At 29.5% G+C, this 14,206-nt stretch carries 12 protein-coding genes and 1 pseudogene; 2 read left to right on the forward strand and 11 right to left on the reverse strand.

Annotated elements, in window-relative coordinates:
* Positions 1-201: 201 nt before the first annotated feature.
* Genes EO083_RS09280 through EO083_RS09305 form a run of 6 tightly spaced genes read right to left on the reverse strand, consistent with a single transcriptional unit; the run spans position 202 to position 6,918 of the window.
* Complete coding sequence (locus EO083_RS09280; RefSeq protein ID WP_126994111.1) at positions 202-1,041, reverse strand: MurR/RpiR family transcriptional regulator; 840 nt, start codon at positions 1,039-1,041, stop codon at positions 202-204.
* Between the two features lie 29 nt (positions 1,042-1,070).
* The gene (mggS, locus tag EO083_RS09285; RefSeq protein ID WP_126994113.1) at positions 1,071-2,378 is read right to left on the reverse strand and encodes a mannosylglucosylglycerate synthase; all 1,308 of its coding nucleotides are present in this window, start codon (positions 2,376-2,378) and stop codon (positions 1,071-1,073) included.
* On the reverse strand, positions 2,378-3,475 hold the full coding sequence (locus tag EO083_RS09290) for an ABC transporter ATP-binding protein (protein WP_126994115.1): 1,098 nt from the start codon (positions 3,473-3,475) through the stop codon (positions 2,378-2,380). The genes mggS and EO083_RS09290 overlap by 1 nt, the downstream gene beginning before the upstream one ends.
* 28 nt (positions 3,476-3,503) lie before the next feature.
* Positions 3,504-4,784 (reverse strand): carbohydrate ABC transporter permease, encoded by a 1,281-nt coding sequence (locus EO083_RS09295; RefSeq protein WP_126994117.1) that lies wholly within the window; start codon positions 4,782-4,784, stop codon positions 3,504-3,506.
* A 1-nt stretch (position 4,785) separates the two neighbouring features.
* A complete protein-coding gene (locus tag EO083_RS09300) occupies positions 4,786-5,655 on the reverse strand; it encodes a carbohydrate ABC transporter permease (RefSeq protein WP_126994119.1) in 870 nt (289 codons plus the stop codon).
* Positions 5,656-5,709: 54 nt separating this feature from the next.
* The gene (locus EO083_RS09305; RefSeq protein ID WP_126994121.1) at positions 5,710-6,918 is read right to left on the reverse strand and encodes an ABC transporter substrate-binding protein; all 1,209 of its coding nucleotides are present in this window, start codon (positions 6,916-6,918) and stop codon (positions 5,710-5,712) included.
* Between the two features lie 276 nt (positions 6,919-7,194).
* Between EO083_RS09305 and EO083_RS09310 the strand changes: the two genes are divergently transcribed.
* Positions 7,195-7,884, forward strand: a complete 690-nt coding sequence (locus tag EO083_RS09310; RefSeq protein WP_126994123.1) for a hypothetical protein — start codon at positions 7,195-7,197, stop codon at positions 7,882-7,884.
* A 426-nt stretch (positions 7,885-8,310) separates the two neighbouring features.
* On the opposite strand, the gene EO083_RS09315 is transcribed toward EO083_RS09310, so the two are convergent.
* The 3 genes from EO083_RS09315 to EO083_RS09325 are packed head-to-tail and all read right to left on the reverse strand — an operon-like array spanning position 8,311 to position 10,517.
* On the reverse strand, positions 8,311-9,087 hold the full coding sequence (locus tag EO083_RS09315) for a metallophosphoesterase family protein (protein ID WP_164723714.1): 777 nt from the start codon (positions 9,085-9,087) through the stop codon (positions 8,311-8,313).
* Positions 9,088-9,130: 43 nt separating this feature from the next.
* Positions 9,131-10,168 (reverse strand): ACR3 family arsenite efflux transporter, encoded by a 1,038-nt coding sequence (gene arsB / locus EO083_RS09320; protein WP_126994127.1) that lies wholly within the window; start codon positions 10,166-10,168, stop codon positions 9,131-9,133.
* Positions 10,169-10,172: 4 nt separating this feature from the next.
* A complete protein-coding gene (locus tag EO083_RS09325) occupies positions 10,173-10,517 on the reverse strand; it encodes an ArsR/SmtB family transcription factor (protein ID WP_126994129.1) in 345 nt (114 codons plus the stop codon).
* A gap of 411 nt (positions 10,518-10,928) precedes the next feature.
* On the opposite strand from EO083_RS09325, the pseudogene EO083_RS09330 reads away from it, so the two are divergent.
* Positions 10,929-11,459 (forward strand): annotated as a pseudogene (locus EO083_RS09330) (transposase); the annotation flags it as partial.
* 380 nt (positions 11,460-11,839) lie between these two features.
* On the opposite strand, the gene EO083_RS09335 reads toward EO083_RS09330, so the two are convergent.
* Positions 11,840-12,724, reverse strand: coding sequence for a glycoside hydrolase family 130 protein (locus EO083_RS09335; protein ID WP_126994131.1), 885 nt, complete (start codon positions 12,722-12,724; stop codon positions 11,840-11,842).
* Between the two features lie 180 nt (positions 12,725-12,904).
* Positions 12,905-13,879, reverse strand: coding sequence for a LacI family DNA-binding transcriptional regulator (locus EO083_RS09340; protein WP_126994133.1), 975 nt, complete (start codon positions 13,877-13,879; stop codon positions 12,905-12,907).
* Positions 13,880-14,206 lie beyond the last annotated feature (327 nt).

Consider the following 14,206-nt stretch of genomic DNA (forward strand, 5'->3'; position numbering starts at 1 on the left):
TTTAAGAATTATAATCCAATTTAATTAATTTATTACCATCCAAGAAGAGGTATTTACACAAAAAATTACATGCTACCGAATAATTGTCAATAACTTTTTACATTATATCTTTAAAAAACTTATATTAATTGTTACTTCATGAATTCTTAATAATTCTTTTATCAGTCATATGAATTTTTATTTTTAGTCTTAATCAAATATCTATATCTTTTCGTTTTTGCTAGCATATTTTTTCGTATTCAAAGTTGTATTAGCCTTTTTAATAATCTCTATAGCTTCTTTTTTCAAAGATAAAACTTCTTCAAAAATCATATGAAGAATTGAAATTTGAGAAACAATCGGAGAAATTTTTGGCATACCGCGTTCTAATCCGGCAGGAGGAATATAGAGAGTTTTATCCACAACTTCAGTAATTTTCGATTCATACCCTCCTGTAATAGCAACAGTGAATGCTTTTGAATCTTTTGCAACTTTCATAGATTTAACTGTATCTCTAATATTTCCACTTGAGGAAATCCCAAAAACTACTGTTTGATTATCCATCCCTGCTGCACTTATAACTTGCATATGAGGATCGTTATAATAATTTGCAAAGAATCCTCCTCTTGTAAATAATAATGCTCCATATTCAGCTACTACACCACTAGAACCTACACCAAAAAAGAATATTTTATTTGATTCAATTACTTTTTTTGCAATTTGTTTTATTTCATTTTCATTTATAATCTTTGATAATTTATTCAATGATTCAATAACTTCTGAAATTACAGAATTAGTTTTAGCCTCTTCAAATGATATTGAGGAAAGTTCTTTTGCAAGTTCTATTTTTAATGCTTGAAACCCTTTATATCCAAGCTTTCGACTAATCCTGGAAATAGTTGCTTCTCCTACTTTTGCAAGTTCAGATAATTCACTTATCGAATGATGTATTACATCATCTGGATAGTTAATAATATATCTTGCAATTTTTCTTTCAGCAGGTTTTAATTGGTCATAAATAGCTTTTAATTTTTCAATAATTCCTAATTTAACATCTTCCATATATTATTTATTCACCTTCCTTATTAAATTCATACTTTATCATTTAAAATTCCTTGAATAATTTTTTGTAAACTCTCCAAGCTATAAAATTTCTTACCAATTTCAAAATTTTCATTTACAGTTTTTTCATACAATTCTTTATCAAACAAAATTTCAAACAATTCTTCAGCAGCTTTTATTTCAATTCCTTTATCGACATTAACCAAACCATTTTTTTTGACATAACTATTTCCAAGACTTATATATTTTAGTCCAGACATTTTTATGTCAGACTCAAAAACTTTGTATTCAAATAAAACTATAGGTTTTTTTACCATAATTGCTTCTAGCAATTGATTCCCCCAACCTTCAAGAATAGATGGATATGTAATAGCATCTGCAACACTATACAAATCCCAAAAAGTCCATACTTTATTTTCAACATTAGGATATAAATCTACTGTACGAATACCATATTTAAATGCCAAATCTAATAATTTGTATTTATAATTTTCACTTTCACACATTCCAGAAAATGCTAAAATTATCTCTCCATTAAATATTTTTCCATTATATAATTTTTTACCAACATATTTTTTAGAAAGTTTTGACATTTGATTAACCAGCTCAATTGCTAATTCAATTGCTTTTCGTTCTGTTATTCTAGTAGCCTGAAGTAAAACAATCGAATTTTCAGATATATTATATGCATTTCTTATTTTTAAATTTACATCTTCATTTGTAAATAGAGGTTCATTGAAATCCATTACATTTGGTACAATTGTAGATTTTACTTTCTTTTTCAAATATAGAGCGTCCCTAGCGAGTGAATTTATTACAACATGTTTTATATTATCACCAAGTGGAGGACAATACATTTCTAAAAGTTTTTTAATCTTTTCATCTGTATAATTTAAAAAATATTCTCTTTCCCACCAAAAATCGTGGTGATGCCCTATGAATATTTTTTCTGGATGCTCTTTAGCAAATCTAAAGAGAGCAATCGCTGATGGCAAAAAAGCTCCTAAAGACCAAATATTATTTGGAATAATTACATCATACTTTTTAAGAACGTGAAAAATGTCATTATACACTTTATCACTTTCTTCAAAAATTATATTCAATAATCCATTGATATCAAAATCTTCAAGTTTTTCAAAAGCATTTTTATTTATTAATCTATATTTTGGATTTTCAAAACCAATTGATGGAACAACAACATCTACTCCTTCTTTATTATTCCCTGCTACGATATCAACTTCATGGCCCATTCTTTTTAATACCTTTCTCCATTTTTCCATTTCAAGTGATACTCCGTCCATTAAACCAGCTCTATAGTGAACCAGTGCAACTTTCATCAAATTCCCTCCAATCTACTTTCTGTATCAACATCAAACAGCATCATTCTTTCATGGTCCAATGTTACCTTAATGATTTGATCAGCAGAATATTTTGGGAAAGCTGGTGCAACGATTTTTACAATTTGATCTCCCAATTCAACAGCAATAACCTGGTGTGAACCTTGAGGCTCAACAACTAAAATTTTCTCTTTGAAAATAGCACTTTTTTCATCATCAGTTATAAGTAAATTTTCAGGACGTATTCCTACAATTATCTCGTCTTTATTGTATTTTTCAATTACGTGTTTAATTTTTTCTGATACTTTAATATCAATATAGTTATTTTTCAAATGTATTTCTCCATTATTTTTAACTATATTCATTTTAAAGAAATTTGTAGGAGGTGTTCCAATAAAACCAGCAACAAATACATTTGCACTGTAAAAGTAAACATCATCTGGAGTTCCAACTTGTTCTATTTTACCATTCCTCATAACAACTATTCTATCTGCCATAGACATTGCTTCTGATTGATCATGTGTAACAAAAATGGTAGTAGCTCCTGTTCTATGGTGTATTGCTTTTAACTCTGTTCTCATTTTAACTCTTAATTTTGCATCTAAATTTGAAAGTGGTTCATCCATTAAAAATATTTTTGGCTTTACTGCAAGAGCTCTAGCAAGAGCAACCCTTTGTCTTTGCCCACCAGATAATTGGGATGGAAATCTTTTTAGAAGTTCTTCGATTTTTACCATTTCAGCTACTTCTTTAACAATTTTATCAATTTCATCCACAGGCATTTTTCTTAATCTTAATGGAAATGCAATATTATCATATACTGTCATATGAGGCCAAACCGCATAGCTTTGAAAAACCATACTAACTTCTCTCTTTCTAGGTTCTAAATATGTTACATCTTTTCCATCAATAATCACTTTTCCTTCAGTAACTTCTTCAAGCCCTGCAATCATTCTTAAAGTAGTTGTCTTTCCACATCCAGATGGCCCTAGAAAAACTATGAACTCTCCATTATTTACTTTAAGATTTACATTTTTTGCTCCCCAAACATTCTTCCCATATCTTTTTGAAAGATTTATAAGCTCAAGTGTAGCCATGTATCATCTCTCCTTTTTATTATTGTTTTTATACTTTTACTCCACCCCACATTTGCAAAATGTACCTTCTAATAATTAGAGTAAAAACAACAGCAGGAAGTGCAAGTGAAACACCTCCAGCAGCAGTCAAATTTATTAATCCTTTTGCACCTACAAGTGTTTGATAGACAACAACAGGAAAGGTAGGATTAAACTGAGTTAAAACAATTGCTTGAGCAGTCTCAGACCAACTACCTATGAAAGCATACATTGCACTTGCTGCCAATCCAGGAAGTGCCAGAGGTAATGTAACTTTAAAAAATGCTCCCCATCTTGTGGTCCCAAATATCATAGCAGCTTCTTCTAACTCTTTTGAAATTCCCATAAAAATACTTGCTGTTATCCATATTGTCATTCCAATTTGCCCAACAGAATAAACTAATGAAAGACCAATAGGCTTATCATAAAATCCCATATTTATGAGAATTATAACCATTGGCATTGCAATTGAAATTCCTGGAAACATTCTCACAAATAGAACACTCAACTTCAGCAAATTTTTCCCTTTAAAATTGTATCTTGCAAATGCATAACCTGCCATTCCACCAATAGTTAAGGAAATAAGAACAGTTAAAATTGCTACTTGAATACTTCTAAATAGGGCAGGAAGAGCATCACTTGTTACTCTGAAAAAATTAACATAATTATCAAATAAATGCTTAGAAACTGAAAATTTTACAGAACCTATTTCATCAAGTCTTTCATTCAACTCTTTTATTTGTTTTTCATATTCTCTCTTTTCATTTTCAAATTCAATAATTTTCTCATTAATTATTGAAATCAAATTATTCATATTAGCTTTTTTTGCCTTTTCTAATTGAGTTTTATATCTTACTAGGTTAACCGTTATTGTATTTAATTTAGACTCTAAACTTGCAATTTTATCTCTTAAATTACTTATTTCTTCACTGTTTTTACTTATCAACTCATTTAGCTTTTTAACCTGAATATCAAATCTTTCTTTCTTTATAGTTGAATTTGTTTTATTCCTTACAAATTTTTGCAATTCTTCAAAATCATTTGTTTTAATTAGTGTAGAATATTTTTTCTTTGCAGAACTATAAACGCTGATCAAAAATTTTCCGTCAACTATTTCAAGTTTGTAATTATTAAAGAAAGAAGGTACTAATTGAGTAGGCCAATCGTAAGCTTCCTGGTCCGACATTAGTGAAATTACTACTAAAAAGTATATCGGAGTTAATATTACAAGGATAATTCCAGCAACAACAAGATAGAAAAGTGTTTGTTTTAAAATTTTATTCGCTCTCATATCATTGCTCCTCCCTTTCAAAGGCACCAGAGACTTTCAAATAAATTATTGAAACAACAGAAACAATTGCAGCAACAATAACGGAATAGGCAAGAGCAACTCTATAGAAACCTAATAATTGTTCTTCATAAAATACTACTTCTTCTAGCAATACAGGAATTCTTCTATAACCATAAATCATTACTATTATTAACCACACTTGAATTGCGGATATTATTCTTAAAATTAAAGCAGTTTGAATACTTGGTTTAAGCATAGGTAAAGTAATTTTTCTTAAAACTGTAAATTTTGAACCACCAAAAATGTATCCTGCTTCTATTGCTTCTTTAGAAAGACCTTGAAGTCCAGCAAGAAGAATAACCATCATAAAAGGAATAACTTGCCACGCGTCGATAAGAATTATCAACATCAACGATTGAAAATCATTCCCAGCTAAAAATGCAATTTTACCATCTGCAGAAATCAATCCTAAATGATATAACAAACTGTTAACCCATCCATATGTTGCAAAACCACTTGACCACATTGCGCCTACTGCAACAGCAGGAAGTGCCATAGGGATTAGTGCTATAGACAATAAAACTTGGGCACCTTTAAATTTTTTGTTAATTATCAAAGCAAGTCCAAGAGCAACAACAAATTCAAGAGTTACCGATATAACTACAAAAATAGAAGTATTAATAACAGCTTTTTTGAAGTACTCATCTCTAAAAATTGTCAAGTAATTATTAATTGTAAAGACGTTATTGTCGTCAAAAAAACTATAGTAAATTGCAGAAACAACTGGCCTTAACCAAAAAACTATATAGTAGATTAACGTTGGGGCAATGAGAAAATATGGAATCCATTTTTTCGAGAAAGTCTTTGGCAAAATTAATCACCTCTCACTTAATTAAGGGGGCATACAGCCCCCAAAAATTTATTTTTATTTTCTTTGTGCATCAATTTGAAGTTGATAAAGTTCAAGCATATCAACATCCAATTTTCCTTCTTCAAGAATCATCTTTTTAAAAAGTTCATCATAGACAAGTTTTACTTGTCCCCAATCTTTCCAAATTGGTGCAATGTAAGAAAGAACTCCATGATTCATAACTTTAATAGCATTTTTAATAACTTCATCTTGTTCATCATTTCCTAAATACTTGATTGCTTCATCAACTGGAGGGATAAATCCACCTGTTCCTTTATGAGACTTAACCATGATATCAGGTCTTGTCATATATTCTAAGAACTTTAAAGCAAGATCAAAATGTTTTGTACCATTGACAATTGCAAGACCACTTGTTCCAGCAATTGAACCAATACCTGCAGGTCCTTTTGGAGCAGGTGCAATAATAAATTGAGTTGGATTGCTCTTATAAACTTCTCCAACACGAGCACAATGTGCAACAGTCATCCAAGTTTCTTCTCTTTTCATTGGAGGTCTTGTATCATCATATGTTTTCACCGCAGGTGAAAATGCATCTTTCATTTTATAAATCAAATACCATGCAGCAACTGCTCCTGGATTATCTAAATTTGGCCAATGACCACCATATGATAAAGAAATTGCACCGATTTGATAAATGAGAGATTTCATTGGAACACCAGTTACAGCAAATTTACCTTCTCCTTCACCTTGAGCAACTAAATTTGCCCATTCGGCTAACTGTTCCCAGGTAAGATTCTGAACATCTACGTCAGCTGGCTTATATTGCAACGCTTTTTTATTAATGAGCGTAAGATATACATCAGCTCCAACAGGGAGGAAATATCTTTTACCATTAAAAACAGTCATGGAATCAAAACCTTTAGAAAAGTGCCTATCAGTCCATTTGCTAACATAAGGTGTAAGGTCTACTACTAAGCCATTTTCTACCCACTCAGGCATTTTTGTAGCATATGCAATAATAACATCAGTAGTAATTTTACCAGTTTCCTTTTGTACTTTAACTTGTTTTAACATTGTTTCATCATCCATTGTTTGGAAAACAACTTTAACGTTATACATTTCCTCAAATGGCTTGATAATCTCATTTAAAATAAATTCTTTTTCTGTTGGAGGAGTCCAAAGTCTTGAACTAACAACCAACGTTTCAACACTAAAAGCCATAATAACTGAAATTACTAATAACAAAACAAATAATCTTTTCATAACCCCACCTCCTCATGGAATAAGTTAGAATATACAATTACTTTTAAAAAAGATTTTATTGTCAAATATGTTAAAATAATTACAAGATTCTTTATATTAATACAGTATTTTTCCCAAATATTGATAGATAGTTTTTCTAATAAAGCTATGGTCAACTTCAACTCGATAATACCATATTTAAATTTTGTAAAAAAATATTATTTATTTCAATTTTACGGAAATAATCTCCATTATATTTTAAAATTTGAAAAAAACTTTCTTTTATGGAGGTGTGTTATGAAACTAAATTTTAATAAATATATTGAAAAGTTAGAAGAATTGAGGGAAAACTCATTGGTAAATTTACTAAAAGAATGGAATCCAAAAAATGAACTCTTTTTAAAGGTAGATGAAAAAGGTAATTATAAGGATTTTAAGGGGGATACGATTATTTTTTTCTTGGAAGAAGAAGATAAAAAAAAGGTTTTAAATATTCAAAAAATATTATATTCCCAATTAGGTAATTATTTAGCACAACCTTTATCAGAAAAATATTTTCATATGACATTACATGATCTTTGTAATTACAACATAACTAAAAAAATTGAAAATTGCATTAAAAACAACAAAGAGAAGGCAAAAAAAATACTAGAAGAAATAAAATCAAGTAAAAAAATGAAGATGAAATCTTTAGGTCTCTACAATGGTGGTTCCGCCATTGGAATAATGTTTTCTCCAACAAATGAAGAGGGATTAAATCTACTATTAAATACTAGAAAAATATTTGATACTTTAATCAAACAAAATGATTTTTACATTCCACATGTAACATTAGGATATTATTTGCCAATTGATTATAATGATAAAATTAGAAGAAATATATACAATACATTAGTTCAAATTAATGCTGATCTTGAAATTGTCCTAAATTTCAAAAACTTAGAGTATGTTATTTTTGAAAATATGGATATGTATAAAAAAATATAGATCATATTACAATATTAAAAATCCATTTTTTTGACTTACTTCCAGAAATGGAGCAAATAAAAAAGTTGATATTTAGTATTCAAATAGCAGAATTTTGGTACCTATCAAAACTATCTTTTTAATTTGAAACAGCGGAATATACGCATGCAAATCACACGATATATGCAGGCCCCAAAAGAGATCTACAAGATATTATGAATTAAAGCAAAAAACACAATTTTTACAAATCATGGTAGTTTATCAACGTTTTTTATTTTGCTTTCCATATTTCAATTTTCTGTTTACTTCAAATTAAAAAAATGAAACATACATTTTTCTAAGCATGATAACAAACAAATTCTTCCCCTATTCTTGATAAAACATTTGTTATTTAACCCCATTTACCTTTGCCTTTTTGAAATTTTGGCATAATTTTATCCTCCAACATTAAACTTTAAAAATACATAGATCATTTTTATTATTTTTTGAAGGTCCCATATTAAATGTTGTACCAAGAGCCAAAACAGTTGCAAGTTCAATTGGAAGACCCACTTTAACTATTTTTTCAACTGTTTTTTTAACATCGTATTCAACAAATTTAAATCTATAACTAAATACACCTTTATCAATTTCTAATATTAAATAAGTTGCTCCTGGTTTTCCATCTTTGGTTCTTCCAACACTTCCAGGATTTAAAATTGTTTTTCCATACAAATGCTTTGCCATAACTAAATGAGTATGACCATTAACTATGATATCTTCTTCAACTGATTCTGCAATTAATTTTAATCTCTCAGGATCAGTAGATGATTTTACATATTCCAATAAGTGATTTAAAGGACTTCCATGTACAAGTAAAATTTTAACTCCTTCAATTTCTAATGAAAGTTTTTTTGGAAGATTCTTTAAAAATTCTTTGTTATCTTTGCTTGTTACTTTTATAGTCCATGATAATGATTCATCACCAACTTCAGTTTCTCTCCCAGGATTATAAGAACAACCGCAACTTGTTTTTTTAAATCCAACTGCATCATCATAGTTTCCCATTACCGAAATAATATTTTCATTTTTTATTGTTTCTATAACCTCATTTGGATTTGGCCCATAACCTACAAGATCCCCAAGGCAAAATATCTTATCAACATTTTCCTTTTTTATATCTTCTAAAACACTTTCTAAGGCTTCTAAATTTGAATGTACATCTGAAATAAATGCTATTTTCATCATTTTATCAACCTCCATTATTATTTATACCACAATTTAATTCCTATGCATTTTTAAATTTCTTTCTCGTTGTATTTGCTATTTTGACTAGTGTAAGCATTACTGGAACTTCAACTAATACTCCAACAACAGTTGTAAGTGCAGCTCCTGAGTTCATTCCAAAGAGAGAAATAGCAACTGCAACTGCAAGTTCAAAGAAATTGCTTGCTCCAATCATTGCAGCAGGTGCAGCAATTGAATGTGGAACTTTCCAAAAATAAGCCCAGAAATATCCAATAGTAAAAATAAGAAAAGTTTGAATAATTAACGGAATTGAAATAAGTAAAATGTGTATAAAATTCTTTTCTATAATCTCACCTTGGAAGGAGAAAAGAAGTATTAAAGTCAGAAGAAGCCCAATAATAGAGATTGTTGAAAATTTCGGAATAAATTTTCTTTCAAGATATTCTTTTCCCTTGTTCTTAATTACATAATGCCTTGTAATTATCGCTGCAATTAAAGGAATAAGAACAAAAATAACTACTGAAAATATAAGTGTTTTGAAAGGTACTGTAATATTTCCAACTTTCAACAAAAATGAAACAATCGGAGCAAAAGCAAACAAAATTACAAGATCATTAATAGTTACCTGAACAAGGGTATATAAGGCATCTCCATTTGTCAAATAGCTCCATACAAAAACCATAGCTGTACAAGGTGCCGCTCCAAGTAAAACAACTCCTGCTACATATTCAGATGATAACTCAGCGCCAATTATATTTCCAAAAACTATTTTTAAAAAGAAATAGGATATAAAATACATTGTAAAAGGTTTGATCAACCAATTAACAGTGAGAGTAATTATAAGTCCTTTTGGATTTCTTCTTACATTTTTAATACTTGAAAAATCTATTTTCAGCATCATAGGATAAATCATTAACCAGATTAAAATATCAATTGGAATAGACACATTTGCATATTCCCATTTGCTTAGAGTTTTTGGAATTTGAGGAAAAACTCTCCCAAGTAAAAATCCGCCAATTATACAAAGAGCTACCCAAATACTAAGATACTTTTCAAAAAATTTTATTTTCTTTTTCATCAATTTACCTCCTTTCACATCTACCAGGCTTTTTTAAATACTCTCTTAAATTTTTTAAATCATTTTTAAATGGTTCAATTTTAGCTAATTCTTTTAATATCTCATTGATAAAGCTATATCTTTTTAACATCTCATTGTTTAAACTATAGTATGTCCAGTAAGAGCTTTTTCTTTTATTAACTAAATTCAAAAACTCAGCCTGTTTAAGATGTTTTGAAACATTAGATTGGGTTATATTAAGAACATTTTCAATATCGCAATTACATACTTCTGTATTAGAAATTAAAAATAGTATTCTTGCCCTTGTTTCGTTTGAAAACAACTTTATAATTTCTATAACCTCAATCATGCCACCACTCCTTGTACAATAAATTTATTAATAAGTAAAAAATTGGTCTTTGAAAAGTAAATAGTCTTATGCAATCTCAAATAGTTAATTTTTAATTGTTATGTTTACTATCAAAAATCTCTGGTAAAATAGTTTTAGGTTTCTCCTCCTTGAGACTTAAGTCTCCTTAAATTAGATTGTTTAACTAGAGCACATCTTTTTACTTGCCGGAAATGTTTTACCTCATATTCTTATATACCGCGAGGTTGTAAGGTGGTACTTAAACCAATATGATTTCTATGGCTATTTTAGCTATTAATTTTTCAAAGATCTAGATGTCTTTTTACTCTGATTTTATTGGCAAAGGTTTTGTTGATAACTCTTCTCAAGGCAATTTGAATTTATTTAATAAAGCATCTGCCTATTCTTCTGAGTTTTGCCAAAAATGCCTTGAGGTTATCTCCTAATCCTTCTAATACTTTAAGACTTTCTATTGTATCCTCTATCGAATTAATCCAACATTATGAAAAGCAAATCAATTTAGTAAAGAAAGAAATAAGTAAATTGATTAAAAGAATTCCAAATACCCTAACTACAGTCAAAGGAATAGGTGATATTACTGCTGCCGGTATAATTGCTGAAATAGGTGATATCAATCGTTTTAGAAATGCTTCAGCGTTAGCTTCATATGCTGGCCTTGTATGGAACATTAAACAAAGTGGCAACTACAAATCAGAGAATACTCAACTAACCAAAAAAGGAAATAAGTACCTTAGAACATACCTTGTCATGGCAGCAAATTCACTAAGAATATATGACCCAATTTTCAAAGACTATTATCGAAGAAAATATGCTCAAACAACTACACACAAACATATGAGAGCTTTTATTTTAAGTGCAAGAAAGTTGGTAAATTTGTATTACTTACTCAAAAACAACGTATCTTATGTACCTAATAGATAAATGTAAATAGTTTAAAAGAGAAGTTACATGTGAATATGAATATTCAATCCTCAAAAGCCATATTATATGACTAAATGCTTTTCTTTCTCATTCGACTCTTTACCGAAAATCTTAACTATATGACCATATGGTAATATAATTATAATGTTTATATCTATTTTTGTTAAAAAAATCCCGCAGAGATATGCGGGAAGAAAAGTTTTATATTTTGAAATATTGCTCTACTGTTATAGAGAAGAAGCTGTATTTATCCTGCATTATCTACATTTATCAAACAAAATTCAACGCCTTTAAATTAAGGTATCTTTGTAAAATCACTAATAATTCTTAAAGAAAAAACGGCGCTCCATGCGCCAACTATTCCAATCTTAAATATATATTTACCCCCTCATCCATTTTTCAACCTTTTCAACATCAATTGTTGCAAGTGCTATATAATTATCAGCTGCTCCATAATAAACGTAATACTTATCTTTATATCTAATCATTGCATCAGAAAATACTACATTGGGAACTCCTCCAAAAACCTCCCAATCCTCTTCTGGTTCCAAAATTGGTTCTTCAGAACGTTTAATAACCTTTGTTGGATCATTTAGGTCGAGTACAATAAATCCTAATCTGTATATATTCCTTGGTCCATTCTGAACACCATGGTATAAAAGAAGCCAACCATATTCCGTCTTAATTGGTGGAGCTCCTGCACCAATTTTAACATTATCCCAGTAATCTTTTCTTGGAGATGCTATTTTTACATAATCTCCCCAGTGAATTAAATCATCTGAAAATGCAAGCCAGATATCTGGTTCAATTCTGTGTATAAGAACATACTTTCCATTAATTTTTTCAGGAAATAGAGCAGCATCTTTATTTGGACTTTCGGGCAGTATGGGCCCAAATCTTTCGTAAGTTATAAAATTTTTGGTTCGAGCCATTGCAACCTTAATTCCAGTAGGAGAATATGCTGTGTAATTTATATAATAATATCCATCTAAATATGTAATTCTGGGATCTTCTACGCCGTACAATTCTTCTTGAGTCGCTGGAGAAAAAACAGGTTTTTCAAATCTATTCCAATTTACTCCATCAATACTTACAGCATAACCCATTCTAGAAACCATATCTTCACCCTGTGCTCTGTAAAGCATATGAAATAACTCTCCATCATATACTACTGCAGGATTAAAAACAAATCTGCTTTCCCAAAGGTGATTTGGATTTGGTGCAAATAATGGATTTCTTGGATGTCTTTCTAATTCAAGTTTCATAAATATTCCTCCTCACTTTAACTCTCCAAGATTTATTTTCTAAAATCTAAAAAATCATTAGAATTGCATGAATTATTTATCCATAAAATTAAGTTTTTTACAATTATTATTTTATTTATAAAAGCTAGACAGCAAAACTAATTAAGATATATTATTATATTTTCAGTTTTTTAATTAATACTAAATGGAACTCTTCCTTTTCACAAATTTTGTAAAAAGTGAAATTATTACAGGATGTGAATCATGGCCTACCAACAATTCATAAATTCTCTTTGCCGCTAAAGAACCCATCTCATCTTTAAAAACTTTAAGAGTTGTCAATGGTGGTTCAAAATCTTTAGCACTTATGATGTCATCAAAACCAATTATTGAAACATCTTCAGGTACCCTTATATTTTTCCTTTTCAATTCTCTAATTATTCTCATTGCAGTAACGTCATTTGAAGCAAAAATTGCTTCAGGAAAATCATCTTGCCTTAACATAAAATCAAGTACATCAGACATATTGTTTTTTACGTCATCATATTCATAATATTTTGGCAAAAAGCCAGCCTCTTGCATAGCAACTGTATATCCTTGAAAACGCCCTTTAAATCCATAGGAATTCAAAGGACCATGAATGTGATAAATTTTTCTAAATCCTTTTTTAATCAAATAACTTGTTGCAATATAAGCACCGTCAAAACCATTTGTAACAATAGAATCAACATTTACTCCAGGAATATAGTGGTCTAAAAGTAAAAATGGTTTTTTTAAAGTTCTATACTCTTCAATTATTTTCTTAGTTGTGTCACCACCAACTAAAATATATCCATCACATTCTATAGGATTAGATAAATTTACTCCACAAAATTTTATTCCATATGCCTCTCCTGCTTTTTCTAATGATTTGAGAATTACACTATAAAATTCGGGCTCTATTTTTTCTTGTTCCATTTTTGCTAATCTTTCACTTTTACATATCCCAACTCTAAATTTTTCCTTATGCCTTGCAAGAGCAGATGCAAAAATTTTCGGTTTGTAATTTAATTCTTCGATTGCTTTCCATACCTTAATCCTAGTCCTTTCTGATACATTAGAGACATTATTAATCACTCTAGATACTGTAGCTATAGAAACTCCTGCTTTTTTTGCAACATCCTCAATTGTTGCCAATTTATGCTCCTCCTTGTTTAAAGATTATGGATTTAATTTATCAGTAGTCCTATTCAAAAAACTTGCCCAAACTTTCAATTACTTGTCTACACCGAATCTATTCGTGTATCAAAATGAATTACTCATTATTTAATTAAAAGATTCCAAATTTTTCTAGGTATTGGAAGCAAAATATTTTATTTTAACACCCTGGCCAATGTAAAAATTATTTTTCAATCAATCTAATCATTTTAGGATGAGCAGTGAGTGCGTCTATTAACATTGTTAACTGCTGACCTAGTAACATATATGTAATCTGTGCCTTTAGTGTCTTTTCATTCATTCCTC

The organism is Thermosipho globiformans (assembly GCF_003990895.1).
Taxonomy (GTDB): domain Bacteria; phylum Thermotogota; class Thermotogae; order Thermotogales; family Fervidobacteriaceae; genus Thermosipho; species Thermosipho japonicus.

Bases quoted from the DNA above. Each gene is read 5' to 3' on its own strand.
- arsB (WP_126994127.1), bottom strand. From the start codon at position 10,168: ATGAAAAAGAAAATAAAATTTTTTGAAAAGTATCTTAGTATTTGGGTA.
- EO083_RS09305 (WP_126994121.1), bottom strand. From the start codon at position 6,918: ATGAAAAGATTATTTGTTTTGTTATTAGTAATTTCAGTTATTATGGCT.
- EO083_RS09325 (WP_126994129.1), bottom strand. From the start codon at position 10,517: ATGATTGAGGTTATAGAAATTATAAAGTTGTTTTCAAACGAAACAAGG.
- mggS (WP_126994113.1), bottom strand. From the start codon at position 2,378: ATGAAAGTTGCACTGGTTCACTATAGAGCTGGTTTAATGGACGGAGTA.
- EO083_RS09280 (WP_126994111.1), bottom strand. From the start codon at position 1,041: ATGGAAGATGTTAAATTAGGAATTATTGAAAAATTAAAAGCTATTTAT.
- EO083_RS09310 (WP_126994123.1), top strand. From the start codon at position 7,195: ATGAAACTAAATTTTAATAAATATATTGAAAAGTTAGAAGAATTGAGG.
- EO083_RS09290 (WP_126994115.1), bottom strand. From the start codon at position 3,475: ATGGCTACACTTGAGCTTATAAATCTTTCAAAAAGATATGGGAAGAAT.
- EO083_RS09315 (WP_164723714.1), bottom strand. From the start codon at position 9,087: ATGAAAATAGCATTTATTTCAGATGTACATTCAAATTTAGAAGCCTTA.
- EO083_RS09295 (WP_126994117.1), bottom strand. From the start codon at position 4,784: ATGAGAGCGAATAAAATTTTAAAACAAACACTTTTCTATCTTGTTGTT.
- EO083_RS09335 (WP_126994131.1), bottom strand. From the start codon at position 12,724: ATGAAACTTGAATTAGAAAGACATCCAAGAAATCCATTATTTGCACCA.